At 27.4% G+C, this 24,362-nt stretch carries 16 protein-coding genes, 1 tRNA gene and 2 pseudogenes; 4 read left to right on the top strand and 15 right to left on the bottom strand.

The features are described 5' to 3' along the window. Positions 1-27 precede the first annotated feature (27 nt). The 6 genes from RWY47_RS05365 to RWY47_RS05340 all read right to left on the bottom strand — a co-directional run bounded on the left by RWY47_RS05365 (position 28) and on the right by RWY47_RS05340 (position 10,500). Positions 28-1,932, bottom strand: coding sequence for an FtsX-like permease family protein (locus tag RWY47_RS05365; protein WP_224170621.1), 1,905 nt, complete (start codon positions 1,930-1,932; stop codon positions 28-30). Further along, the gene (locus tag RWY47_RS05360; protein WP_025161957.1) at positions 1,932-2,678 is read right to left on the bottom strand and encodes an ABC transporter ATP-binding protein; all 747 of its coding nucleotides are present in this window, start codon (positions 2,676-2,678) and stop codon (positions 1,932-1,934) included. The genes RWY47_RS05365 and RWY47_RS05360 overlap by 1 nt, the downstream gene beginning before the upstream one ends. 149 nt (positions 2,679-2,827) lie before the next feature. Next, the gene (locus RWY47_RS05355; protein ID WP_224170620.1) at positions 2,828-4,027 is read right to left on the bottom strand and encodes a cytochrome c biogenesis protein/redoxin; all 1,200 of its coding nucleotides are present in this window, start codon (positions 4,025-4,027) and stop codon (positions 2,828-2,830) included. Positions 4,028-4,171: 144 nt separating this feature from the next. Further along, complete coding sequence (locus RWY47_RS05350; RefSeq protein ID WP_224170619.1) at positions 4,172-6,310, bottom strand: YhgE/Pip domain-containing protein; 2,139 nt, start codon at positions 6,308-6,310, stop codon at positions 4,172-4,174. Between the two features lie 18 nt (positions 6,311-6,328). Then, positions 6,329-8,476, bottom strand: coding sequence for a YhgE/Pip domain-containing protein (locus RWY47_RS05345; RefSeq protein WP_150842691.1), 2,148 nt, complete (start codon positions 8,474-8,476; stop codon positions 6,329-6,331). 146 nt (positions 8,477-8,622) lie between these two features. After that, positions 8,623-10,500, bottom strand: coding sequence for a sensor histidine kinase (locus RWY47_RS05340; RefSeq protein ID WP_224170618.1), 1,878 nt, complete (start codon positions 10,498-10,500; stop codon positions 8,623-8,625). A 188-nt stretch (positions 10,501-10,688) separates the two neighbouring features. Here RWY47_RS05340 and RWY47_RS05335 point away from each other — a divergent pair, with 188 nt between their 5' ends. Together RWY47_RS05335 and RWY47_RS05330 are read left to right on the top strand one after the other, a co-directional pair. Continuing rightward, the gene (locus tag RWY47_RS05335; protein ID WP_224170617.1) at positions 10,689-11,189 is read left to right on the top strand and encodes a hypothetical protein; all 501 of its coding nucleotides are present in this window, start codon (positions 10,689-10,691) and stop codon (positions 11,187-11,189) included. A gap of 79 nt (positions 11,190-11,268) precedes the next feature. Continuing rightward, positions 11,269-12,642, top strand: a complete 1,374-nt coding sequence (locus tag RWY47_RS05330) for a hypothetical protein (RefSeq protein WP_150842688.1) — start codon at positions 11,269-11,271, stop codon at positions 12,640-12,642. A gap of 54 nt (positions 12,643-12,696) precedes the next feature. Here RWY47_RS05330 and RWY47_RS05325 read toward each other — a convergent pair whose 3' ends face one another. The 4 genes from RWY47_RS05325 to RWY47_RS05310 all read right to left on the bottom strand — a co-directional run bounded on the left by RWY47_RS05325 (position 12,697) and on the right by RWY47_RS05310 (position 15,449). After that, the gene (locus tag RWY47_RS05325; RefSeq protein ID WP_150842687.1) at positions 12,697-14,196 is read right to left on the bottom strand and encodes a thiol-activated cytolysin family protein; all 1,500 of its coding nucleotides are present in this window, start codon (positions 14,194-14,196) and stop codon (positions 12,697-12,699) included. A 147-nt stretch (positions 14,197-14,343) separates the two neighbouring features. After that, positions 14,344-14,601 carry a hypothetical protein gene (locus tag RWY47_RS05320; protein ID WP_021429386.1) on the bottom strand — a complete coding sequence of 86 codons (258 nt, stop codon included), beginning with the start codon at positions 14,599-14,601 and terminating at the stop codon, positions 14,344-14,346. Positions 14,602-14,638: 37 nt separating this feature from the next. Further along, positions 14,639-15,295, bottom strand: coding sequence for a pentapeptide repeat-containing protein (locus RWY47_RS05315; protein WP_021429378.1), 657 nt, complete (start codon positions 15,293-15,295; stop codon positions 14,639-14,641). 78 nt (positions 15,296-15,373) lie between these two features. Next, positions 15,374-15,449, bottom strand: a tRNA-Met gene (locus tag RWY47_RS05310). Positions 15,450-15,593: 144 nt separating this feature from the next. On the opposite strand from RWY47_RS05310, the gene RWY47_RS05305 reads away from it, so the two are divergent. Next, complete coding sequence (locus tag RWY47_RS05305) at positions 15,594-16,511, top strand: patatin-like phospholipase family protein (protein ID WP_150842685.1); 918 nt, start codon at positions 15,594-15,596, stop codon at positions 16,509-16,511. A 52-nt stretch (positions 16,512-16,563) separates the two neighbouring features. On the opposite strand, the gene RWY47_RS05300 is transcribed toward RWY47_RS05305, so the two are convergent. Both RWY47_RS05300 and RWY47_RS05295 read right to left on the bottom strand, forming a co-directional pair. Further along, positions 16,564-18,468 carry a beta-N-acetylhexosaminidase gene (locus RWY47_RS05300; protein ID WP_224170616.1) on the bottom strand — a complete coding sequence of 635 codons (1,905 nt, stop codon included), beginning with the start codon at positions 18,466-18,468 and terminating at the stop codon, positions 16,564-16,566. Between the two features lie 20 nt (positions 18,469-18,488). Next, on the bottom strand, positions 18,489-19,487 hold the full coding sequence (locus RWY47_RS05295; RefSeq protein ID WP_168931376.1) for a DUF4003 family protein: 999 nt from the start codon (positions 19,485-19,487) through the stop codon (positions 18,489-18,491). A 202-nt stretch (positions 19,488-19,689) separates the two neighbouring features. On the opposite strand from RWY47_RS05295, the gene sstT reads away from it, so the two are divergent. After that, positions 19,690-20,904: a serine/threonine transporter SstT gene (gene sstT, locus RWY47_RS05290; RefSeq protein WP_150842683.1), complete on the top strand. Its 1,215-nt coding sequence runs from the start codon at positions 19,690-19,692 to the stop codon at positions 20,902-20,904. A 43-nt stretch (positions 20,905-20,947) separates the two neighbouring features. Here sstT and RWY47_RS05285 read toward each other — a convergent pair whose 3' ends face one another. The 3 genes and pseudogenes from RWY47_RS05285 to RWY47_RS05275 form a co-directional block, all read right to left on the bottom strand. Next, a complete protein-coding gene (locus tag RWY47_RS05285) occupies positions 20,948-22,642 on the bottom strand; it encodes a BCCT family transporter (protein ID WP_150842682.1) in 1,695 nt (564 codons plus the stop codon). A 102-nt stretch (positions 22,643-22,744) separates the two neighbouring features. Further along, a pseudogene (locus RWY47_RS05280) lies at positions 22,745-24,040 on the bottom strand (DHHW family protein). A 128-nt stretch (positions 24,041-24,168) separates the two neighbouring features. Next, positions 24,169-24,362, bottom strand: a pseudogene (locus RWY47_RS05275) (MBOAT family O-acyltransferase); the annotation flags it as partial.

The raw sequence follows: 24,362 nt of genomic DNA, 5'->3' as shown, positions 1-24,362 counted from the left end.
TTTTAATCGGCTTTATATTCATTATATTTAATCTAAATATCCTGGTATTTCCTTTGCTATTTCTTTTATATATTTTGATTTTAAAGCTATAAAATAAACTAAGTATATAGCAAAGAATATAAATGATACAACTAATCCTTTAACTCCAACATTCATTCCTTTTGCTGAACTTAACATTATTACACTAAATATTGCATTTAAAAACCCTACAAAATAAGGAATAAAGAACATTGATCCTATTTCTATATTCAGTGTTTTTTTCATTTCATTATATGATAATCCTATTTTAGATAAATTTTTATATTTTTCTTTGTCAGTTATTAAATCTGTATAGAATCTAAAGTATAGGAAACTACAAGAACATATAAAGAATATAATTCCTATAAATGTTCCTATAAATAACAACGCTTTATTTAATTGAACCTCTTGATTGTAATGACCTGGCAAATTAGTAAAGTAATTATAGTACTCACGTGTATTATAATTATTTTTAGAAATCTTTTTAATTCCATCTTCTATTTTATCAGATGTCGCATGACTATTTTCCCAATTATTATAGTCATAACCAATTATATTAAAAGTAACATTGTTCTTATCTTTTTCTAATTTAGAATACATATTATCATTTATTACTAAAAGAGAATCCATCATTCCCACATCAGTTATTCTATTTGATGCAATTCCTTTTACTTTTAAATCTTCAGACCCTACTTTAAGACTAGTTATTTCTTTTAATCCATCTCTATATTTAGTTGTATCAAACCTTGGTATTATTGATGTTTCATTTTCTTTTAATTCCACATTATCTATTCCTAATTTTTTACCTACTCTATTAAACTCTGAATTGCTTACTACATATTTTCTACTGTTTCCTATATTTAATATTTTAAAATGTGTTTTATTAAATTTATATCCATCTTCATGTAATGTAACTTCTATAATTTTAATTTGTTCACTTTCAGCCTTATTATTCTCAGATGATGTAAGGTTTAATATATATGGATACATAGATTTTGCATCATCTAATTGAGTTGCTACTACTGTGGATAATGCACTTATTGCAACCAATGTTCCTGATAACAACATAGTATTTAAAAATAATAGTCTAGAGTTATCTTTAACCTTGTAAACTAAATTACTTATCCATAATAAATTAGTCTTATTCATATAGTACTTTTTATTTTTTTTAAATATATTTAATACAAATACAGTAAATTGTAAAAAGAATAAATATGTTCCTACTATTACACATGCAACAACAATAGATTCCATACCTTCAAATCTAGTTCCTATGTATCCCACAGATAATATAATTATGCTTAACACAGCTAAAAGCTTAGAATTTTTAGGTTCTACTTTTGGTTTTTTACTTCCATTTAAGAGTTCTATAATAGTTTTATTTTTTACTAAAAACATAGTTATAGGACTTGATATACTAAATAATATCGCAAATAAAACTATAGTTATTAACATTGCCTTTACTGGAACATACATTTGTGTTGCTTTTATGCCAAAAATACTACTTGTTAATGATAAAAATGGCTTAGCAAATATTAAACCTAATACTATTCCTGATACTATAGATAATAATCCTATTATTGTACCTTCTAAAAATATTAATTTTCTAAACTGTTTATCTGATATTCCTATTATTTTTAAAGTACCAAATTCTTTAAATCTTCCTTTTATAAAAGTACCTAAAGAATAAAGTATAAATAATAACGAAACTATACTAATAACAGTTTCCGTTGTTATTAGTGAATAATATAAAGTTGACCCATTTGATATTTGAAGGTTTGCAACATTTGGATGAAATAAACTTACAGCAAATGCAAAAAATATCATTATAGATATGGTTGAACTTAAATAATATCCTAAATACGACTTAAAGTTTCTAATTACACTGTTATATGCAAACTTCTTAAAATCCACTATCTAGCACCTCCTATTTGAGATAGCACTGATAATATTTCTTCGTAGAAGGCTTCTCTATCGCCCTTTTTATTAAGTTCTCTGTAAATCTCTCCGTCCTTTATAAAAATTATTCTATTACAAAAACTTGCAGTATAAGGTTCATGTGTTACCATAAGCGTAGTCATTTTATTTTCAGTATTTATTTTTGTAAATAAATCCATAACATCATCTGTAGATTTTGAATCTAGGTTTCCTGTAGGTTCATCGGCTAATAAAATTGATGGTTTATTTATTATTCCTCTAGCTATTGCAGCCCTTTGAGTTTGTCCTCCTGATACTTCAAACGTTCTTTTGTTTATTATCTGTTCTATACCTAATTTTTTAGATATTTCTTTTAATCTAATATTCATCTCGTTTACAGAAACTCCATCTAGCGTTAAAGGAAGTACTATGTTTTCCCCAATTGTTAGAGTATCTAATAAGTTAAAGTTTTGAAATACAAACCCAAGTTCATTCCTTCTGAAGTTTGCTAAATCCTGACCTTTCAAGTCATGCGGTTTTTTAGAATTTAATATTACTTCACCTTTTGTAGGTCTATCTATTGTAGATATAACATTTAATAAAGTTGACTTTCCACTACCACTTGGACCCATTACAGCAACAAATTCGCCTTCTTCAATAGACAAGTTTATATTTTTTAAGGCTTGATAAGATACCTTTCCTTCATAAGTTTTAGATAGATTATTAATTTTTAAAATTTCCATATATACACAACCTTTCATTTTAATCATGTGAATATGGTATCTTACTTTTAATATTTTTAGTATTCATTTACATTACATGAAAATTACAATTCTGTAAGATAAAAAATGACTCAACCTAAATTTGGTCGAGTCATTTTTTATAAATTTATTTATTTTGCTCCTTCTATAAGAGATTTCATAGTCTCTTTATCCATCGCCCCTGGTACATATTGTGTTACATATCCATCTTTATCTATTATAAACGTTGTAGGAAATGCACTAATTCCATATTGATAAGCCAAAGCCCCATCTTTATCCATTACCACAGGAAAATTATATTTATTTTGATTTAAAAATTCTTTAATATCTTCTTCTGAGCCTTCATTTCCTAAATTAGGAGATGCAACTCCTAGAATTACAACTTCATCCTGATTTTTATTGTATTCTTTATATAAATCTTCTATATGAGGCATTTCACCCCTACAAGGTGGACACCACGTTGCCCAGAAATTTAAAAATACAGTTTTTCCCCTATATTCACTTAGTTTATGTTCTTTTCCATATTGATCATATAAATTAAAGTCTATTGACATTATTTTATTATCATCTTTATCTTTATTTTTATTTTCATTTTCAATATTTGAATTATCTTTGATTATTTCGCTTTTATTGCTACTATAATTATACAGTTCTAAACCTCCATTTATAGTCATTATTAGTCCAGATACTATAAGTATTATACCTCCTATTTTTTTTATTAATCCCATATAATTTTTCATATTGTCAATTGATTTAAACAATTTATTATAAAACATAGAAACTATTATAAATGGTAATATAAAGCCTATTGTATAAATTAAAATCAATAAGTTTGATGTAGCTATGTCTTTTGAATTTGATGCCATAACAAGTACAGATGCTAATATTGGACCTATACAAGGAGTCCATCCAAAACTAAATGTAAATCCTAATAAAAAAGCTGAAATTGGGTTCATCTCTTTAGGTTTCATATTAAATCTTTTTTCTCTATTTAATATAGATGACTTAATAATTCCTATATAAAATAGACCCATAACAATTATTATAATTCCTCCTAGAATCATTATGAAATATTTATTTGTATTTAAAAATGATTTAAGTACATTTACCGATGATCCTAATATGAAGAATGTTACAGATATTCCAAGTGTAAAAAATATAGTATTTTTAAAAAGTGAACTATGTATAAATGTTTTTTTATCATTTTTTAAGCTATCTATACTACTATTTGATAACATACTTAAATAAATAGGTAATATCGGCAATATACATGGAGAAAAAAACGATATCATACCTTCTATAAAAACTACTATTAAATTAAATTTATCCATTGTACCTCCTATTTTTTCTTAATTTACCATAATTTATATCTTTAATAATTATATCAATTTAATAATTAGTTTGTAATAAGTAACTTTAAAGTAACCCAAACTATTTTAATTAAAAAAGGCACCTAAAATAGGTGCCTCTTTGTTTTATAATCCTGATTCTTTAAATTTCTCATTTACAAATTCTGTAGCATTGTGGAATGTCTTCTTAAATACAACTAGTGCTAAGAATATTATAAAGAATAAAGCTAACATTATTAAGTCATGATAAACCGCATCCATACTAGGACCTGCTATAGCTTCTCTAAATCCATCTATAGCGTAAGTAAATGGCCAAAATGGCTGTAATACTTCAAATATTTTAGGATTTGTTTGTATTGGATATATACCACCAGACCCTGCAATTTGAAATACCATTATTACTATTGCAATAGCCTTACCAATATTACCAAATAATGATACTAGAGTAAATATCATTGTTGTAAATAAAATTGATGATACTATTGTAAATAAAAATAATAAAGGTACACTTACAGGCGCTTGGAATATAAATATATCACCTATTGCTATTATCAGTGATTGTATCAACGATACAGTCATAAATGTAAGCATTTTTCCAAAATGTTTTTGAACTAAATTTGTACGTTCTCCTTCTAATTCTTCACATTCTGTAGTAAGCAACGATGTAGCTAAAAGTGCTCCTACCCATATTGCAAGAACTGAATAAAAAGGCATTAATGCAACTCCAAATATTCCAGCCTTGTAAAGTTCTTCTGTTTTAACATTAACTGGAGATGCTATAAATGAAGCTATTTCTTTTGAATTTTTATCAAGTGTTGAAATTAGCTTATCTAAATTTTCATCTGTTAATATATTAGTTTTTTCAATTAATACATCTAAATCTTTTTCAAATTTATCTAATTGTTTAACTATGTTTTCAGATTGTTTTATAGCTAAGTTGCTACTTGATATTCCAAAGTTAGATAGTGCATTTAACTGAGGTACTAAAACATTTATACTATCTAATACATTGTTCATATCACTTGAACTAGAAATCATAGAGTTCCCTACACTATTTAAAACACCTGATATATCTGAATTAAATGTTCCGCTTATTAAATTTAGCTTGCTATTAAATGCATTAGATAAATCTAATAAAGAATCTAATTGTTCATTTATTTTTTCTTTTCCTTCGTTGTTGCTAATTAATGATTTTATATTTTCAAGCTTTTCACTTTCTGAATCAAGCATACTACTTAACTTTTTAAGAGAACTTATTACATTATCAACTTTGTCACTACCTATTTTTTCAAGACTTGATATAAGGCTATCAATGTTACTTTGCATAGATGATATTGTATTTAGTATTGATTCTATAGCTTTTTCCAAATCTTCGCTAGATCCATCATTATTTAAATCTTTTAAATTATTAATTTGATTTTGCAAGTTACTATTCATGCTATTTATAGAACTCATACTACTACTTAAATTTTGAGAAGCATTATTGGTATTATTTTGAGTAACTAGAACCAAATCTTTACCATTATTTATAACTGATTTTAAATCATTTACTTCTTTTGTAATTAAAGGAAGATTCCCTTTAGTATCTTTTAAATATTTTTTTAAATTATTAGCATGTGTACTAGCTTCTTTTACATAACTATCAATTTTTTTCAAATTGCTTGCTGTACTATCTAATGTTTCTTTTAATTCAATTATTTGAGGTTTATTGTCTTCTAACTTAACACCAAGTGATGTAAGGAAACTAAATGCTTCTTTATTTACAGTATCTACAAAGTTAGATTTAACCTCTTCCACCAATTTATCTTTAGCAACATCTGTAATTTTTGTAGCTATTGCATTTACTTTTTCATTAGCCTTATATATTATATTTGGCTTTTGTGGGTTTTTAGTTGAAAGAGATGCTAAATCCTTTGAAAAGTCGCTCGGTATTTCAATTAAAGCATAATATTTACCCTCATTTAACTGATAATTACCTTGCCACTCTTCTGTAAACTCCCAACCTATATTATGGTCTTTTTTAAGGTTTTCAACAATTTCATCTCCAACATTTATAATCTTTCCATTGACTGATGCACCTTCATCTTTATTGACTACGGCCACAGGTATATTCCCTGTATTTATATATGGATTCCAGCATGCTTGTATATTTACCCATGCATATAGTGAAGGTATTAAACAAAGCCCGGCTATTATTATAAAGGCTGCTGGAATACTTGTTATGTGCTTTAAATCTCTTAAATATATTTTAAAAACTTTTTTCATTTCCTCACCTCTATAAAATTACTCTGATAATCCAGATTCTTTGAATCCTTTTTCAAATTTTCTAACAGATTCATTAAGTCTTTCTTTTAAGAAATACCCTATCATTATCGTAATACCTGCCATAAATATAAGTACAAATGTATTAAACATAATAGTACTTAAAAGTGGACCAGCTATAGCCTCTCTTAAATTGCTTAATGTATATGTAAATGGGAAAAATGGTTGAAGAATTCTAAATATTAAAGGGTCTACCTGGATAGGATATGTTCCCCCAGAACCTGCTATTTGAATAACCATTAATATTATCCCTATCGCTTTTCCTATATTTCCAAATAATGATACTAGTGTATATAATATTATTGTAAACACAGCTGAAGATAACACTGTAGTAAATATAAGCAGTCCTAAACTATCAGTTTGAACTCCTAATACAAGTTTGTCTCCAAGCCCTACTATAAATCCTTGTATCATTGCAAAAAATACAAAAGTAATCATCTTACCAATATATCTTTTCTTTATACTTAACCCAACAAACTCATCAGCTTCTGTTGTAAGTAATGATGCTAGTACTAATCCTCCAACCCATAAAGCTAATGTTGTGTATATAGGAGCCATTCCTGAACCATAATTCTCAATCGGATATATTGGCTCTGATTTTAAGTTAAATGGATTTGACAAATAATCTCCCATAACTTGAGGCTTACTTTGTAGTATAGCTATTATTGAATCTAAATCATTGTCATTTACTTTTTTAAGTTCAGTGCTTAATAAGTGTATAGTATCTTTAAATTGATTTAACTTCGTCTGTAAATCTTTTGTCATATCTGCTGTTAAATCGCTTCCTTTTGATGCATATCCTAATATTTCATTAGTTGCTTTAACTAACCCTTTAGAACTATCAACTAAATTGGCTGCATCCTTTGTTGATGTTATTAAGCTATCCGCAGTTTTATTTAGGATAGGTCTAACTTGTGAATCATACGAATTTATAGAGTTATTAGTTCTATTTGATAATTCACCAGCTGTTTCATTTATTGAATCAATTGCATCTTTCATAGAACTCGCTGATCCATTTAATTGACCTTTAAGATTATCTAATTTTGATTGTTGTTTATTAAGTAAGTCTTTTATTTTATTTAAATCCCCAATTAATGCTGTTATCTTATCATTTTCTCTTACATCATTAAATTTATTTAAAAGATTAATAACAGAATCAATTTGAGATTTACTATTATTTAGCTGACTCTCTAATTGTGATATAGATGAACTTACTATTTCTTTAGAATCAGAACTTGAATTGTTCAATCTATTTACTATGTCTTTTATTTGATTATTTTGATTATTAATTTGATTTAAAGTAGATTTAACACCATTTAATGAATCATTTAAATTACTTTTTATATTACTTAAGTTTTTACTTGCATTCATATTAGAATCAGAAACTGCATCAATACCTATTGTAACTTGTGGTAAAGTGCTTTGAATATCTTTTAAATATGTAGCTAAATTTTCTGAGTTTCCATTTACACTCTCAAGTGCAAAATTAACAGCATCCATATGCTCATCAAGCTCTATTATAGCTTTTTTTAATTTTAATATCTTGTCCTTGTTTTCATTAATATCTTTACCATATATATTTAAAGCTGAAAATACTGTTTTATTTACTGTAGCAATGAAATTTGAATTAATTTGATTAACAAGTGTTTCTTCAGCTACTTCTGTAATTTTACCCGCAACTGGGTTAGATTTTGTATCTACTTTATATATTATAGTTGGCTTAGTTGGATTTCCACTTGTAACACTAGTTAAATCTTTTGTAAAGTCACTTGGTAGCTCTATCATTGCATAATAAGTTCCATCAAGCACTCCTGCATTAGCTTTTTTTTCATTTACAAATTTCCATCCTATACTTTTATTTTTTCTTAACTCAGTTATTACATCATTTCCTACATTTAGATGCTTACCATCTAAAGTTGCTCCCTTATCATTATTAACTATAGCAATTGGTACATTGCTAGTATTTTCATAAGGATTCCAACATGCTTTAATATTTATCCAAGCATATAAAGATGGTATGATGCACAATCCTATAACTATTATAAGTGCTATTGGATTTTTAATTAGATTTTTCATATCTCTTTTAAAAATCTTTATTGAATCTCTCATATTCTCCTCCATTCATTTTAGCTTTGTTAGAAATCTTAACATCAACGAGTATATTATACCATTATTTAACAAGTAAATTAACGTTTTATTATAACAAATAAAAAAATAGTCTATATATTAAATATACAGACTATTTCATCATTTCATCATATACATATATCCGAAAACTCTACAGATATTTGACTTTCATTGTTAATACAATCACTATTTTCGCAACTATGTTTTGAACAATCTTTTACTAATGTATTTGGCAATACTATAGAAAATCTACTACCTTTTCCTAAGTCACTTTTTACCTTTATACTACCATTATTCATTTCAACTAAAGATTTAACTAGATTGAGACCTATACCACTACCCTCTATTTTTGAATTGTTTTTAACCTGTTCAAATCTTTCAAATATCTTATCTATCTTATCTTCAGGAATCCCTATTCCTGAATCTTTTACACTAATTTCTATACTATCTTTACAACTTATAAAGACTTCAATTTTCCCTTCAGGTTTATTAAATTTAATTGCATTAGAAATTAAATTTAAAATTATCCTTTCCATATTATCAGGGTCAAATGCAATAATTTTTTCTTCTGTATCTGTATCAAATATTATAGATAAATTATTACTTTTTACAAATTCAGACACAGAGAAGCATATGTTTTCCACATAACTAATAATATCTTTATTTTTAGGATTATAGCTAAAGCATCCCGACTCTAACCTAGTAGTATCAATTAAATTGTTTACCAATTTTAGTAATCTCTTACCATTTTGGTCTACTATATTCAGATACCTTCTAAAATATTTAAATAAATCTTCATCCAATAAGTTCATCTTTAAGTTTATAACTTGCAAAGAACTCAAAATTAAGTTTATAGGTGTTCTAAGTTCATGTGATATATTAGCCAAAAAATCCATTCTCAATTTTTCAACTTCTAACTCCCCTTTTTTAGATTGAGTTATATCACTTATTACACATATTTTTTTCATTATATTTCCATTCTCATCTAGCAAAGATACAATTCTAACCCAAAACCACTTTTCCTCTTTATTTTTTTTAATCGCTTTAAAAGTTATTAAAATTGGATTTTTATAGTTGTAATCATACTTTTCATCTCCTTGTGGTTCAAAACTCTCCCAGTTTTCTTTCCAAACATTTATATCCTCATATAGCTTTTCAGATTTAGTTCCAAACACACGCTCAAAAGACGGACTTATATAATAAGCCTTTTTTTCATCAGCTATGACAATTACTTCTTCAATATTGTTCGCTATTTCCAAAAACGTTTTCTCATTTTTTTCTATGTTCTTTAACAATTCAATTTTATTTGTTATCTCAATTGATATACCTATTGTTCCTAATAGTAAACTATTATTTTCTTCAGTATAAGGCCATTTAGCAGTTTGAAGGTACATATTCTTATTATTACCTGTATCTATAAACTCTTCAAAAACCTCTAATTTATTGTATTTAATAATCATATTATCTTTTCTTGCAAATTCCTCTGCACTATCTTTTGGAAATAATTCATAATCAGTATGTCCTATAACTTCATCATAAGTTTTATTAAAAAACTCTAGAAATTTCTTGTTTACATCTACATATACTCCATTTCTATTTTTTATCCATGCTATAAAAGGTGAATTTTTTAAAGTTGATGATAAATTCATATGTTGTTTACTGACTTTGGTGAACCTAATGTGATATTCATCACTTTCCGTACCATATACCTCTACATTAAAATATGAGTTAATTCTTTTCACATAAATCTCTTTTATATATTTTTCATTTTCCTTTGATTTATCGAAAATATATTCCCATTCTTCTCTTTCTTTTTTTGACATTTTATTTTTTACATAATCAGTGCTTTTTTTATCACTTGCACTACCAAAAAATCGCTCATAAGCTTTATTTGTATCTTTTATTTTCATCCCTATATATTTTTTATTTTCACCCCTTATAATTTCTATATGTAAGTATGCTATAGGGCTATCTTCTATCATCTTTCTATATATGTAATTTGACATATTATCCCCCGATTTGCTTTTTATAATTTAATTTTATAGAATCTCCAATTAAATTTCAATATTTTACCTATTTTTTTCTATATATGTTTAGTTTTTTCTCTTATTTTCTACATTTAATACTAAATGGTATATTAAATATTTATTTAGAAATTATAATAATAAACCATTTATAAAAGGAGGAATTAATATTGAAAAAAAAATATATAGTTGCCATTATGTTTACCTTAATAATGTATACTTCGATAAATTATTTTTCTGTATCAAATGCAAATACTACAAATATTAGTTATAACACTATAAGCACAACTTTATCTGAGTATATAAAAAATTTAAGAATTTTAGATAATGATATTTATATTCTAGGAAAAGCTATTTTTACAAACTTATCTGAAAATAAAGAAATGAGCAGTGATATACAAAAGGATATTAACTTTACTATGGAAAAATTGAAAACTATTAGAAATAGTCTTTTAACATACTCTAAAGGTATTAAAAATGATAATTTAGAAATAAGAAGTACAACATCATTAATAATAGCTGCAAACTATTATTATTTGGCTTTAGAAGAACTAAATTTTATTTTAGATAATTATAAAGACTCTGATATATATGATGCTTCAGCTAATTTTTTTTATGATAAACTTTTAGGAAGCCAGACTATAGACTGGGTAGATACTAAAAATAGATAAAACATTTTTTAAACTTAACAGTAACTAAGCTAAAAATTTCTTCATATAATGGACTATCACATAGAGGGGGGATAGTCCTATGGTATTAAGTGGAGCACACTATATTTATGTTTTTTTCATCGTAATAATACTAATTGCTATGATGATGAAAAAGGATACTATAGTACCTTGTATACTAGGAGTTTTTTTCTTAGCATTATTTTACACAAATAATATAGCATCATCTATAGGTGCTATCTTTAATGGATTGATTATATCGCTGGTAGAATTAGGCCCTGTAATAATGATTATTTCCATTATGGTAGCACTATCTAAGTCGTTAGAAAGTAATTATGCTATAGAATATATGATCAAACCTTTTTCAAAAGTAATTAAAAATGAAACTACAGCTTTTTTTATTATAGGATTTACAATGTTAATTTTATCTTGGTTTTTTTGGCCTAGTCCTGCAGTAGCTTTAGTTGGAGCAATATTTCTTCCAATAGCTATAAGATCTGGTCTTCCATCTATTGGTGTAGCTGTATCGTTAAATCTATTTGGACACGGTTTAGCCCTTTCAACAGATTTCATAATTCAAGGCGCACCTAGTATAACCTCAGGAGCGGCAGGTGTAGAAGTTTCTGATGTCATCAATAATGGTATGGTTTTATTTTGGGTTATGGCTATAGTTACGATTGGTGTATCATTTTATATGTTAAAAAGAGATATAAAAAATGGATTATTTAAAGATGAGTTAAACAACTTTAAAGAGGTTTCAATAAAACAGTTTAATATAAAAGCTAAGATTGCAACATTTCTAGTTTTAATTTTATTTTTATTAGATGTTGTAGCTATGTTCGCCTTTGATTTAAAAGGAGGAGATGCAACTGCATTACTCGGAGGAACTGCTATATTTTTATTGATTATAATTAATATAATTAACTATGGTAAAAAAAGTCTTGAACAAATATGTGATAACATTACCGATGGATTTTTGTTTGGTATAAAAATATTTGCAGTTATTATTCCTATAGGAGCATTTTTTTACATGGGGGAAGTCTCTCCTCTAACACAATTATTAGGCAATGTTTTACCATCAGGTTCTCAAGGATTGCTTTCTGATATAGGTATATATTTATCTCAAATAGTTCCTCTAAATAAATATATTGTCTGTTCTATGGAAACTATAGTAGGATTTATAACAGGTCTTGATGGCTCTGGGTTTTCAGGAATGGCTTTAGCTGGATCAACAGCTTCTGTATTTGGAACAGCTATAAATGCTAATGTAAGTACTCTAGCTGCACTTGGTCAAATCGGAGCTATATGGACTGGTGGTGGCTGTTTGGTGCCTTGGGCAGTAGTTTCTGCTGCTGCTATATGTGGTGTAAGCCCTTTAGAGCTTGCAAAAAGAAATTTAATTCCAGTTGTGACAGGTTTAACTGTAACCACTATAGTTGCAATGTTTATTATTTAAAATAATATAAAAAGCCATTTAGTTTTATCAACTATAATGGCTTTTGTTCATATTTTAATTAAATTCAATACTAGTCCTTGGGCTAAGCGTAGTTCCCCAAATAGATACATTTATATTCTTAGATAGAGGAACATTATGTTCATCTATAACAGTTCTCCACCATTCCCAAGCTAGTCCAGTACATTCTCTAGCTAAAATGTTTATATTTTTAGAATTAGCTTCTAATGGTATTACTGTTGAAAAATGAGCCGTTCTATCACTATTGCTTCCATTCCATATTTTATGAGTTAAAACTTCATTCCCATTTTCATCGTAAGATACTTCATCCCAAGATACATCAAATTGAGCAACATATGCTCCACTGTGATCTAAATTAATTTTTCCTTTAGAGTACTCAGTGCTTGTAGTTTCTATATAATCTGTCTTATTGTGTACTGCAGCAATTGAGTTATCTTTTAAGAAAGTACTTGTATATGAAATTGGATATGCAGGATTTTTCAAGCTAAAAGTAGCATTATTTTTTATAACATTTCTTATTTCATCAAAATCTTTACTTATTATTTTATTATGTTCTTGTGCATCTCCACCTAAAACAACAGCTGTAAATGAACTATTATCATATATATCTTGATATTGAGAACTGTTGCTCACATTATTATTTTTTATCAATGCTTTAAAAGCAGATTGAACATCTTTACTTTTAGATGTAGTTTCTAGTTTTACATATATAGTTCTCCCATAGGCTACATTAGACACCATAAGTGGTGGGGTTTCATTACTTACACCTTTTCTAACTAATTCTTTAAAAGTTACATTATCGTCAAATAATTCAGAAGGATTGTTTGGAAGTTGTGCACTTACAGTGTAAAATATTTGTTTATATGCTGCAATCATAACCTTCTTTTCTCCATTTGATATTGCATTGAAATCTATTCCAAGTGAATTATCAAGCAACTTTGCGTTAATATTAAGTGCATTAGAAATTTGAGATTTGCTATATACCATAGATTCTGTATATTGTGTTCTAGCAGGTAATGTATGTGTCTGAGAGTTTTTATCACTCCAGTTAGATACTAATTCATCAACAGCCCCTGATACATTTGAATATGTTGGATTTTGAACAGTAGTAGTATTTTCTTTTTTCATTCCAGGTAAATCAATACTTATATCAATAGGCTTTCTCTTACACATTAAAATATTAGGTCTATTTTCTACAAAAGAATCATCTGCAAGTTGCAGAGCTCCTGGATATGTACGATCTGTTACAGAATCTATAATAGATATATCTACTGGAGATGTTGTTAATGTTTTTTTATTTCTTTCAACTACAATAAATTTATTATTGGTCTTAAATCCTTCTCTTGGAGTTACATTTTCAATACTGTCCCCATTACTAGCTAATACTTCATTTTTATTATAACTTAAATTTGCTATACCGTTATCTATTTCTTCACTGTTTGAACTTTGTGCAAAACTTGTAAGTGTATTAAAACCAATACCTATAACGATAGTAAAACATGTGACTATGTTTTTTATATTCTTGTGCCTTATCATAATATACCGCCCTCCTCTATTATATATATACGGCTATATATATTAAAAACTTAGAGTAAATGTTAAATTTTTAATAAAATCAAAAAAGAGATTCCCTGTATAAGGCAATCTCTTTTCATTTAACTGCTTAATAAAAACTTATGTTTTTTATAATTGACTTTTAGGTTTTAAGTCAGATTGGCTTAAATGCTTTCTTATAATATACACAGTTCCATCTTTCTTAAATTCCGCTTCATATGAATATCCATATTTTTCAACCTCATAATAGTCCAGTATCTTAACTTTATCCCCCGACTTTAAAGATATAGTTTTAGTGTTTGTTTCACTTCCATCAATATGAGCTTTAAGTCTTCTATTTTTTGCTATACAAGCAATATCATTTATTTCAAATTCTCTTTTTATCATGTATTCTCCTTAGTGTAATTTAATACAATTTTATTTATTATAAAAGACCTTGATCTTTATATGTTTGCAAAGTTTTTATTATATAGCTTAATGTCCAAAATTCCTTGTCCATTTTTTCTGATATTAGTAATAGCCCATCAATTAATTGTTTTTCTTTAAAGTTTTCTAAAAGAATCATTATGCTTATACTATTTATTTCACCATCTTTTGTATCTAATGTTCTAGATTTTTTTACGAACTCATTTTGCATAGCTAATTTTATTGAGTCTTCAAGTTTCTCACTTACATCTAATTTAGGCATTTCATCAAATATCTTAACATCTGATGAATTAAATTTAATATTTACAGCTTTGCTTAAATCTGTAGATAAAAATATAGTATTTTTAAATTGAGCTCCTGAAAAGTCTACACCTTCTAAATTTACTGAATCAAACACCGTGTTTTCAAATTTAGCTTTTTTTAACTTACTCTTTTTTAGGTTACTTCCGATTAACTCTGCATTTTTAAATGTGCATCCATAAAAATTACAAGATTTGAAATGAGCTCCTCTTAAACTTGTAAAGTCAAAATTAGACCCTGAAAAATCACTATTGTAACAATTACTTCTCTTTAAATCTTGATACATAAAATTTTTATTTAATTTTTGTATCTTATTGTATTTTAAACCTTGCTCCATATTCTGTTTTCTTACCATCTTGTCCTCCGCATTCTTTTTTGTATATTAAAAAAACTCTTATACCTAGTGATATAAGAGTTTGAAATTACTTATAATTGGTTGCGGGAGCAGGACTCGAACCTGCGACCTTTGGGTTATGAGCCCAACGAGCTGCCAACTGCTCCATCCCGCGATATTTAATTTATCTAATATAATAATATCACATTAAATACAATCCTGCAACAACATAAGAACTATTTTATCTGCTTTTAACTTTTTTTATTACTTTTCATATTATATAGAGTATTAAATTTTAATTGCGGTGGTGTGTTTATATATGAAAGCAAATTTAGTATGTAAAGGTGGAGGAATGAAAGGTATAGCATTAGTTGGTGCTATAGCATGTCTTGAAGATAGCGGTTATGAGTGGGATAGGTTAGCTGGTACTTCAGCTGGAGCTTTAGTTGCTTCATTATTGTCTGTTGGATATACATCATCTGAAATCGAAGAAATTTTATATGATATAGATTATCCCAAGTTTAAAGACAAAAACATTTTTCAATTTATTCCCTTTGCAGGAGATTTATTAAGTGTTACATTTCATAAAGGGATTTATTCAGGAAAATACTTAGAAGATTTTTTACATGAAAAATTTAAACAAAAAGGAAAGACCAAGTTTAAAGATGTTTCTATTAACGGAGAAAGTAGGCTTAAAATGATAGCTTCAGATGTAACTAGAAAAAAGTTGCTAGTTTTACCTGATGATTTAGTTGACTACGGTTTAGATCCTATGGAGTTTGAAATATCTAAAGCTGTTAGAATGAGCGTAAGCATACCCCTTTATTTTTATCCAGTTGAATTAAAGTATGATAATAAATCATGCTTTGTAGTAGATGGAGGACTGCTTAGTAATTTTCCTATATGGATATTCGACACAAACTGTAATTCTAAGTATCCAACAATTGGTCTTAACTTATCTGAAGATACAAATCAAGAAATTCATGAGTCTAAAAATCCAATTCATTACTTACTAGACATTGTAAAAACTTCACTATATACAAATGAAGATGTCTATTTTAAAGAAAAAGACTCCTTGAGAATCATAAATATTCCTACATTAAATGTTTCTGCAACAGACTTTAATCTTCCAAAAGAGACTATGGAAGAACTCTATAAGTCTGGATATAAGGCCTCTCAAGTATTCGTAGTTAATAGATACTTAGAAACTTATATCTCAAAATATGGTTTTAATTAAAATTAATTAAAGGTGATACTTATTTTACTAAAAAAGTATCACCTTTTACATTCTACCAGCTAATAATATTTTGTGTTGCTATATCTTTATATCTATTTAAATTTATTTGATTTGATTTTTCAGCGTTAACGCAATTATACATAAGTAGATCCTCTTCTAATTCTTCAATTATATCTATATCTTCTCTTATGTAACTTTCTAATCTATATAATGTTGATACAACCCTAGATTTTACTCCTCCAAGTCTTATATCTATTACTTCAAATCCTTGCCCTTTGCAATCTTTATACCAAAGTCTTCTAAAAGAATTTTGAAGATTATCAATTTTAATTAGTAAGTTTTTCAACTCTGGTTCACAAATTTGTTTTAACTTATATCTATCTTTGTTTTTATAAAAAGTTCTTATTTTTAATCCAATCGTAGCCTTTATAGATAAAACTTTAGCTAAGTCTGAATACAATTTGTACATATCATAATATACTTCATTTTTATCAGCTATTTCTAATAATTTTTCGGACAAATTACTATAATGTAGTTCTAAAAATTTTGTACCTTTATCCTTTACTAGTTTATCTATATGTTTATCAAATGCCCCCAATAAAATATCCTGGTATAATAAATATTTGGAAGGATTAACAAATCTTAAATTTTCACTATCTCCGTCTTCTATCTTATCAAGATTCTGAAGCTCAAAGAAATTTTCTAGATTTAATTTAGTAATAAACTTACATTTTTCACTTATACACTTCATATTTACTTTGTCTGAATACGTATGTTGAGAAAATAATATTAATCCAGGTAAAATCGTATCAATAGGAGTTTCGTCTCCATCATCTCCCCATGCGGTTATGATTACCTCATCTATTCCTTTTTCTTTACAAACTATCATCGCTTCATTCATAGATTTAAAAGTTTGATCATAGCATGGTACTATTCCTGACCATTTCCATATACCACCTGCAAAAATTACCTTTTTATCAAATACTTTTCTTATTTCAAAAAACTTTCTGTATATATCAGATTCTTTGTGATAGTAGTCCCAGTATACTAATGACAAGTTTTCAGGTATAGAATTAACTACTTCTTCACTTATAACAGCATCTTGATCATAATAAAATCCATTTGGTGATCCAGTTCTGAAAAACATGTCATCCCACATCATAGGTTTAAATTCATAAAAATCACATATTCTACAAACTTCTTTCAAATGTTCTACCATAATCTTATAGTGATGGGTGTATCCATTTTGATCTAAGTATCTACCTCTACCTAAATCAAATGCTTCGTCCATTCCTATATGTATTTTATTGCTTTTAAAGCACATTCTTAAAGACTTTATCATAGTTTCTATAAAATCATAGGTCTTTTTATTCCCTACAAGTAATACATCCTCTGTGTCCTTTATATCTTTTGCATATTCCCATTTTAAAGTTTGTTTTAAATGAGCTAGTGTCTGTATGCATGGTATAACTTCAATACCTAAACTATCTGCAAAATCATCTATTTCTTTTAATTCATAAGAGGAATATTTTCCTCTCAAATATCCAAAATGCGGTAAGTTTTCTATTTCATATGTATCTTCTGTATATAGCATCATTTGGTTAAAACCTAGTATTGATAAGGATACTATTATATCTTTTAATTTTTCAACTTTATAAACGCAGTTTCTTGATACATCTATCATAGGTCCTATATATTTAATTTTTTGCTTTTCTTTTATTCTTAATTTTTCATCCCCTTCATTTTGTGCATACAAACTTATCGCCCTAAATAAATGATGTTTATTTTTATATTTTATAATACCTCTTTCTACTTCGATATCTAATTCATCTTCTTCATTGAGCTTATATACATATACTGTTTCTCCACTTATATCAAAATCTATATCCAAAACTCGTTTAATTTGAAAAACTTCTTTTTGCATTTGATCATCTATTCCCAATAAATTTAACTTCATATTTCCCCCCTAAATTAATTTTAGTTTGCAGATGAAGCTGCACTTACTGCCGCTATCATAGCTACCATAATAGCAATTTCAATAGCTATAATTATTTCTAAAAATATATTATTAGTTATTGTGTCTAAATTACCTTCTTCTTTGAAACACTCAGCATATGCAGAAGCAACAATAGCAGCGCTTATTATATTCCTATTGTTCTTACCTAGTGACCAATTCCCAAAACCTTTTACATCTTTTAACTTATCTGATACATCTTTTATCTGTTTAACTAAAACTTCTTCGTCACATTCTAATAATGATATAGCTCCTATTAGTGGATATCCATATCCATCTATTTTGCAATTATTAGTTTCTAAAAGTTTTTTTATTCTTAATACTTTGTTTAAACTTTCTTCGTTTTTATTTTTATCAAAAACCATTACATGTGAAAGTGATTGAAGATTATTGGATTTGTAGAACCCTTTTGAGTTAAGAACTTTATAGCAATTTTCCATATATTCTAAATCACTATCTAAGTTTTTTGAGTTTATAGCTATAAGTGCTGCTCTACAATAATCGTCACTTGATGTCAAAAATGGATGATTATTTTTCATAAAGTCATATACATATTTAGTTCTATAAATAGCTGTATCTATATCTACCTTATTTTTATTTTGATCTATTATAATAGCTGTAAATGGTAGATATGTGTCATTGAAAAATTTATTTTCTTTTAACTTATTATAAGTATTTAATATTGAATTAAATGATTTTTCTTTGTTTTCTTTATTTGATAATAAATTTGATAAATAAAACAAACTATGGCCTCTAAAATTTGAAAATATTCCGGTATTATTTTTAATCACCTCTATACTTTCTTCAACTTTATATGGTATTATATGCTCATTTTTTATTGTAGATGATAATATGCAACTTTGTTGCATCATTCCCATTTGCCAAGAACCTTTTACTTCTTTTATTTTTTCATTATTATGTATTAATAAATCTACTTTATTATTTATAGCAATTTCTATCATAACTTTATCCCTCTCCCCTAAAAATTATTATTTGATTTTATATGTATAAGTCTATCATATAGATATATTTATACATAATCTTTTTATTTATTTTTTAAATTTTCTCAAAATTCAAACATACGCTTTATATTTTTTTAATAATATTAACTAGAGATAACTTAACTATTTAAGCATCAAAATATTTCTTTAAATAGGAGGTACGATGAAAAATTTTCTTAATAAGTGGAACAAAATTAGTTTGGTTAAAAGAATTCTAATTGGTTTGATTATAGGTATATTACTAGCATTAACTATACCTAATGTAGCTAAGCCAATAGTTATTTTCGGATCATTATTCGTTGGAGCTCTAAAATCAGTCGCTCCGATTCTTGTATTTTTCTTAGTCATATCCGCGATTTGTCAACACAAGCAAGGTCAGCAAACTAATATGAAATCAATAATATTTCTTTATCTTTTAGGCACATTTTTAGCAGGGTTGGTTGCTGTTATCGCAAGTTTTTTATTCCCTATAACGCTAACTCTTGGTTCTGGCGTTAGTAAGATGGCTCCTCCCGGTGGAGTTGTAGAGGTTTTAAAGGCACTCCTTATGAACGTTGTTGATAATCCTGTAATGGCACTTTACAATGCTAATTATATAGGTATTTTATCTTGGGCTTTAATTATAGGTCTTGCACTTAAAAACGCTTCTTCATCTACTAAAACAATGATTTCAAATGTCTCTGATGCACTATCTCAAGTGGTAAAATGGATAATTAATTTTGCTCCTCTTGGAATTATGGGGCTAGTATTTGATAGTATATCTACTCAAGGAATAGAGTCATTGCTTAGCTATGGACAGTTAATTATGTTATTAGTAGGTTGTATGCTTTTTATAGCACTTGTAGTAAATCCACTTATAGCTTTTATTGGAATTCGTAAAAACCCTTATCCACTTGTTTTTAAATGTTTAAAAAACAGTGGACTTACAGCATTTTTCACTCGTAGTTCAGCTGCAAATATACCTGTTAATATGCAATTATGTAAAGATTTAAATTTAGATAAAGATACTTATTCAGTATCTATACCACTTGGAGCCACTATTAATATGGGTGGAGCTGCAATTACAATTTCTATATTAACGCTTGCAGCAGTTCATACTCTTGGAATAGAAGTAAATATTATTATGGCTTTGTTACTTAGTTTATTATCTGCTATAAGCGCTTGTGGAGCTTCAGGAGTAGCTGGCGGTTCGCTTTTATTAGTACCTCTTGCATGTAGCTTATTTGGTATCCCAAATGACATAGCAATGCAAGTCGTAGGAGTAGGATTTATAGTTGGTGTAATTCAAGATTCTTGTGAAACAGCTATAAATTCATCTACTGATGTTTTATTTACAGCTGTAGCTGAATTTTCAAAACTACGTAAAGAAAGTAAATAATTGTAGTCAAAAATGCGGTATAATTTTATATACCGCATTTTTACTATTTACACTCATCACTTTTCTTATTATCCAAAATCGAATTATTACGTGAAAGCCCACACGACATTGCATCTACTTCTGTTGTAGTTATGTCTTCAACTTCATGCGTTGTAGTTTTTACAATATAAGCTTCATCCTTATATTCATCAGTCCTATCATATAACTTGTGATTAACTAACATTTTTACTAGACAAAATGCTAATGCTATCATAAAGAATAATATTGGAAAACCTGCAACAGTTGCGATTTGTTTAGTTGCATCTATACCACTAATTTTACCTCCTGCACAAATTAGGTTTACAATGGCCATAGAAGCCATTAATACTCCCCAAAATATATTTATTTTGTAGGAAGTCTTAGTTTTTTCATTCTTATCTGATTTTATTGATAGTCTTGTTATAGTTGTTGTAACAGAATCGCACATTGTAACTATTGAAATAAATATAGCTAATATAAAAAATATAGATAGTATTTTTACAAAAGGATATTTTGTTAAGAAAGCGAATAGTGATACTTCCATTCCTGAACTTTGTATGGATGACCACAAATCTCCATATGAAAGCTCTTGGTGTATAGCCGCTCCTCCAAATATAATAAACCATATCATACCAAATAATGCTGGTATTATTAAATTCATTACCATAAATTCTCGTATAGTTCTTCCTTTACTTATCATTGCAAAAAACATTCCATTTAAAGGCGCGTATGCTAGCCATATAGCCCAGTAATATATAGGCCACCATCTAGGCCAATCAGATCCATCAATAGGACTTAAGTAAGTTGATATTTGCAAGAAATTACTTGCAAAATTGCCTAAAGATTGTGTCCCTAGAGATAATATAAATGAAGTCGGTCCTAATACAAATATAAAAACCATAAGTACTATAAATAACTTTGTATTTTTATCTGATATCCATTTGATTCCTTTATCTATTCCAGTTATGCTAGATATTATATATGTTATAACTATTATCGTCACAATAATAATCCACGTAAATTTATTGTTAGGAACTCCAAGTATTATATTTAATCCTTTACTAATTTGCATAGTTCCGACTCCCAATATAGCAGCTACTCCACCTGCCATAGCAAACAAACATATATTATCAATTAAAGACTCTAATTTATAATTTACCTTTTTATTGAATAATGGGTATAGTACAGAACTTACTCTACATGGTAATTTCATATTATATATTGCAAAAGCTATACATACTCCTGATATTGCATACATTGAATACGGGTAAAACGTCCAGTGTGTAAAAGATGTGTTCATTGCAAACATAGCTGCAGACTCACTTCCTGGAATTATACCCATAGATTCTGGAGGATTCATAAAATGGGTTATGGGCTCTGCTATTCCCCAAAATAATATCCCCGTCCCTATACCCGCCGTTAATGATATACAAAACCAATTCCAATAGCTCATAGTTGGTTGTGCATCCTTTCCCCCTAATTTTATAGATCCATATTTTGAAAACATAATCCATAAACATATAAACAAAAAAAATACAGCAGATAATTGAAATAACCATCCAAAGCTTTTAGTAGCCCATGTTACTATATTATTTTCAATGTTATACAGCATATTTGGTTTAATAACCCCTATTGTAATAACAAAAATAAATATTAGCGTCATAGGTATCATAATAGACTTTCTTACTTTCGCACATTCTTCTACATTTTTATTTATCACAACATCCCTCCTACTTTTTCAATAAATACTATACTAATAATTTATATGCGTTAGTATATAATAAATAATAAAAAAGGAATGTATTAATACATCCCTTTTTTATTATTTATTTAAATCTTTTATAGTATTAACTATTTTTTGTGTGTTTGCAGCAAACGCATTATTTATAAATAAAACTTCATTTGCATTATTTTCTTTTACTAATTTTTCTAAGCTCTCCTTATAATGTCTTGAGTCTATAACTATTACTTCTTTATAATGAGGTATTAAAAATGGAACAAATGCATTCCCATAAGATTCTTTTACTACAACCAATTTTTTATTATTTTTAGCATCTTTATTTTTTATATCTATTCTTGGAAAATCTCCATGTAGGAAAACTGAGTAAGCATTAGACCCTTTAGCATAATCTGCATATAAAGTCGTTTTAAGAGGTTTATTAGGGTTTTCTTTTTCATATCTATAAACACTATAATCACAAGGAATTTTATAATAATCCACTTTATCTGGATTGTTTTTAATCTTGCTATCTTGTGTTTGTGCATATAATGTTCCTAAAAAGCCTTCTTTAGTGTATTTGTCATAATTCGATAGTTCTGCAGGTTTAAATCCTGCTTCTTTTGCAAATGATTGATATGCATAGTATGCACCTAATGAAGTCCAGTGATGATCAGTGTTAAAGTATATATACTCATCTTTATGTTTTTTCAAGTTATCATAAGCATCTACAGTCTTTACATCTTTGTCCATATTTTTATATATACTGTCTATAGAATCTTTTTCTGATTTTGACATGTCTTTATATTTTTCAGGTAGTCCAAATTCAACATGAGTTGGGACTACCATATTATAAACTTGTACATCTTTTCCCAATGCTTTTTTATGTTCAGATATAATTTGAGAATATTCTTTTTCTCCAGCTTTATTTTCATTAAAAATCTCAAAGGCCTTATTTCCTATAGTAATAACTGATCCTGATTTTTCAGCAGTTGCATTACTATCAGTTTTATTATTTTGTGATGTATCTACTTTTTGTTCAGAATTAGTATCTGCTGCATTAGAATTTTCAGCGTCTTTATTTGAGCAAGCTACAACTTGACTCCCCATAATAAGCACTAAACACATTGCTAATATTTTTCTTGTTGATGGTTTTATTTTTTTATTCATTTTATTACCTCTCTATTTGTATAATTTTATTTCATCTTCACCTTGTCTTATTCCCTTTGATTCATTTATGTGAGAAGATATCTGTAAAAATTTATCTCTAAATGGAAATGTGTCATTATAAAAATTTTCAATTCCTTTAAAGTAGTCTCCAGAGAATAGTGATTCTTTTGTATACTTAGGAAATTTTGCTAATTCTCTTTTTTCTATTTCTGATACTGTCTTTTTTGGCATAATTACTGATAAAACAGAAAACATTATCAAGGTTGCCAAAAATATAAATATATTTATTTTATTTAATATTTTACTTAATTCATTTTTTCGTTTCTCTTGTCTTTTTAATTTACGGCTCATAAGACCTCCTAAAACCTAAAATATAAAAATGGATTGTAGCTGCTTGCTATTAACATTGAAGTACAACAAATCATTATCGCTACATTTAATAAAACTTCTACAACTTGTCCAAATGGTTTTATTCTACTTTGTCCTATATATTGTTTCAGATATGGATATATAGGGGTACTAGCAACTATAGCTATTAAAATCCAATATATAT

The organism is Paraclostridium sp. MRS3W1 (assembly GCF_032465715.1).
Lineage (GTDB): Bacteria > Bacillota > Clostridia > Peptostreptococcales > Peptostreptococcaceae > Paraclostridium > Paraclostridium dentum.
This window is presented reverse-complemented; position numbering and strand designations above follow the sequence as displayed.

Excerpts from the sequence above, each read along its gene's own strand:
- RWY47_RS05330 (WP_150842688.1), top strand. The coding sequence starts at position 11,269 with ATGGTATTAAGTGGAGCACACTATATTTATGTTTTTTTCATCGTAATA.
- RWY47_RS05305 (WP_150842685.1), top strand. The coding sequence starts at position 15,594 with ATGAAAGCAAATTTAGTATGTAAAGGTGGAGGAATGAAAGGTATAGCA.
- RWY47_RS05350 (WP_224170619.1), bottom strand. The coding sequence starts at position 6,310 with ATGAAAAAAGTTTTTAAAATATATTTAAGAGATTTAAAGCACATAACA.
- RWY47_RS05355 (WP_224170620.1), bottom strand. The coding sequence starts at position 4,027 with ATGGATAAATTTAATTTAATAGTAGTTTTTATAGAAGGTATGATATCG.
- RWY47_RS05295 (WP_168931376.1), bottom strand. The coding sequence starts at position 19,487 with ATGATAGAAATTGCTATAAATAATAAAGTAGATTTATTAATACATAAT.
- RWY47_RS05325 (WP_150842687.1), bottom strand. The coding sequence starts at position 14,196 with ATGATAAGGCACAAGAATATAAAAAACATAGTCACATGTTTTACTATC.
- RWY47_RS05320 (WP_021429386.1), bottom strand. The coding sequence starts at position 14,601 with ATGATAAAAAGAGAATTTGAAATAAATGATATTGCTTGTATAGCAAAA.
- RWY47_RS05340 (WP_224170618.1), bottom strand. The coding sequence starts at position 10,500 with ATGTCAAATTACATATATAGAAAGATGATAGAAGATAGCCCTATAGCA.
- sstT (WP_150842683.1), top strand. The coding sequence starts at position 19,690 with ATGAAAAATTTTCTTAATAAGTGGAACAAAATTAGTTTGGTTAAAAGA.
- RWY47_RS05300 (WP_224170616.1), bottom strand. The coding sequence starts at position 18,468 with ATGAAGTTAAATTTATTGGGAATAGATGATCAAATGCAAAAAGAAGTT.
- RWY47_RS05360 (WP_025161957.1), bottom strand. The coding sequence starts at position 2,678 with ATGGAAATTTTAAAAATTAATAATCTATCTAAAACTTATGAAGGAAAG.
- RWY47_RS05315 (WP_021429378.1), bottom strand. The coding sequence starts at position 15,295 with ATGGTAAGAAAACAGAATATGGAGCAAGGTTTAAAATACAATAAGATA.
- RWY47_RS05345 (WP_150842691.1), bottom strand. The coding sequence starts at position 8,476 with ATGAGAGATTCAATAAAGATTTTTAAAAGAGATATGAAAAATCTAATT.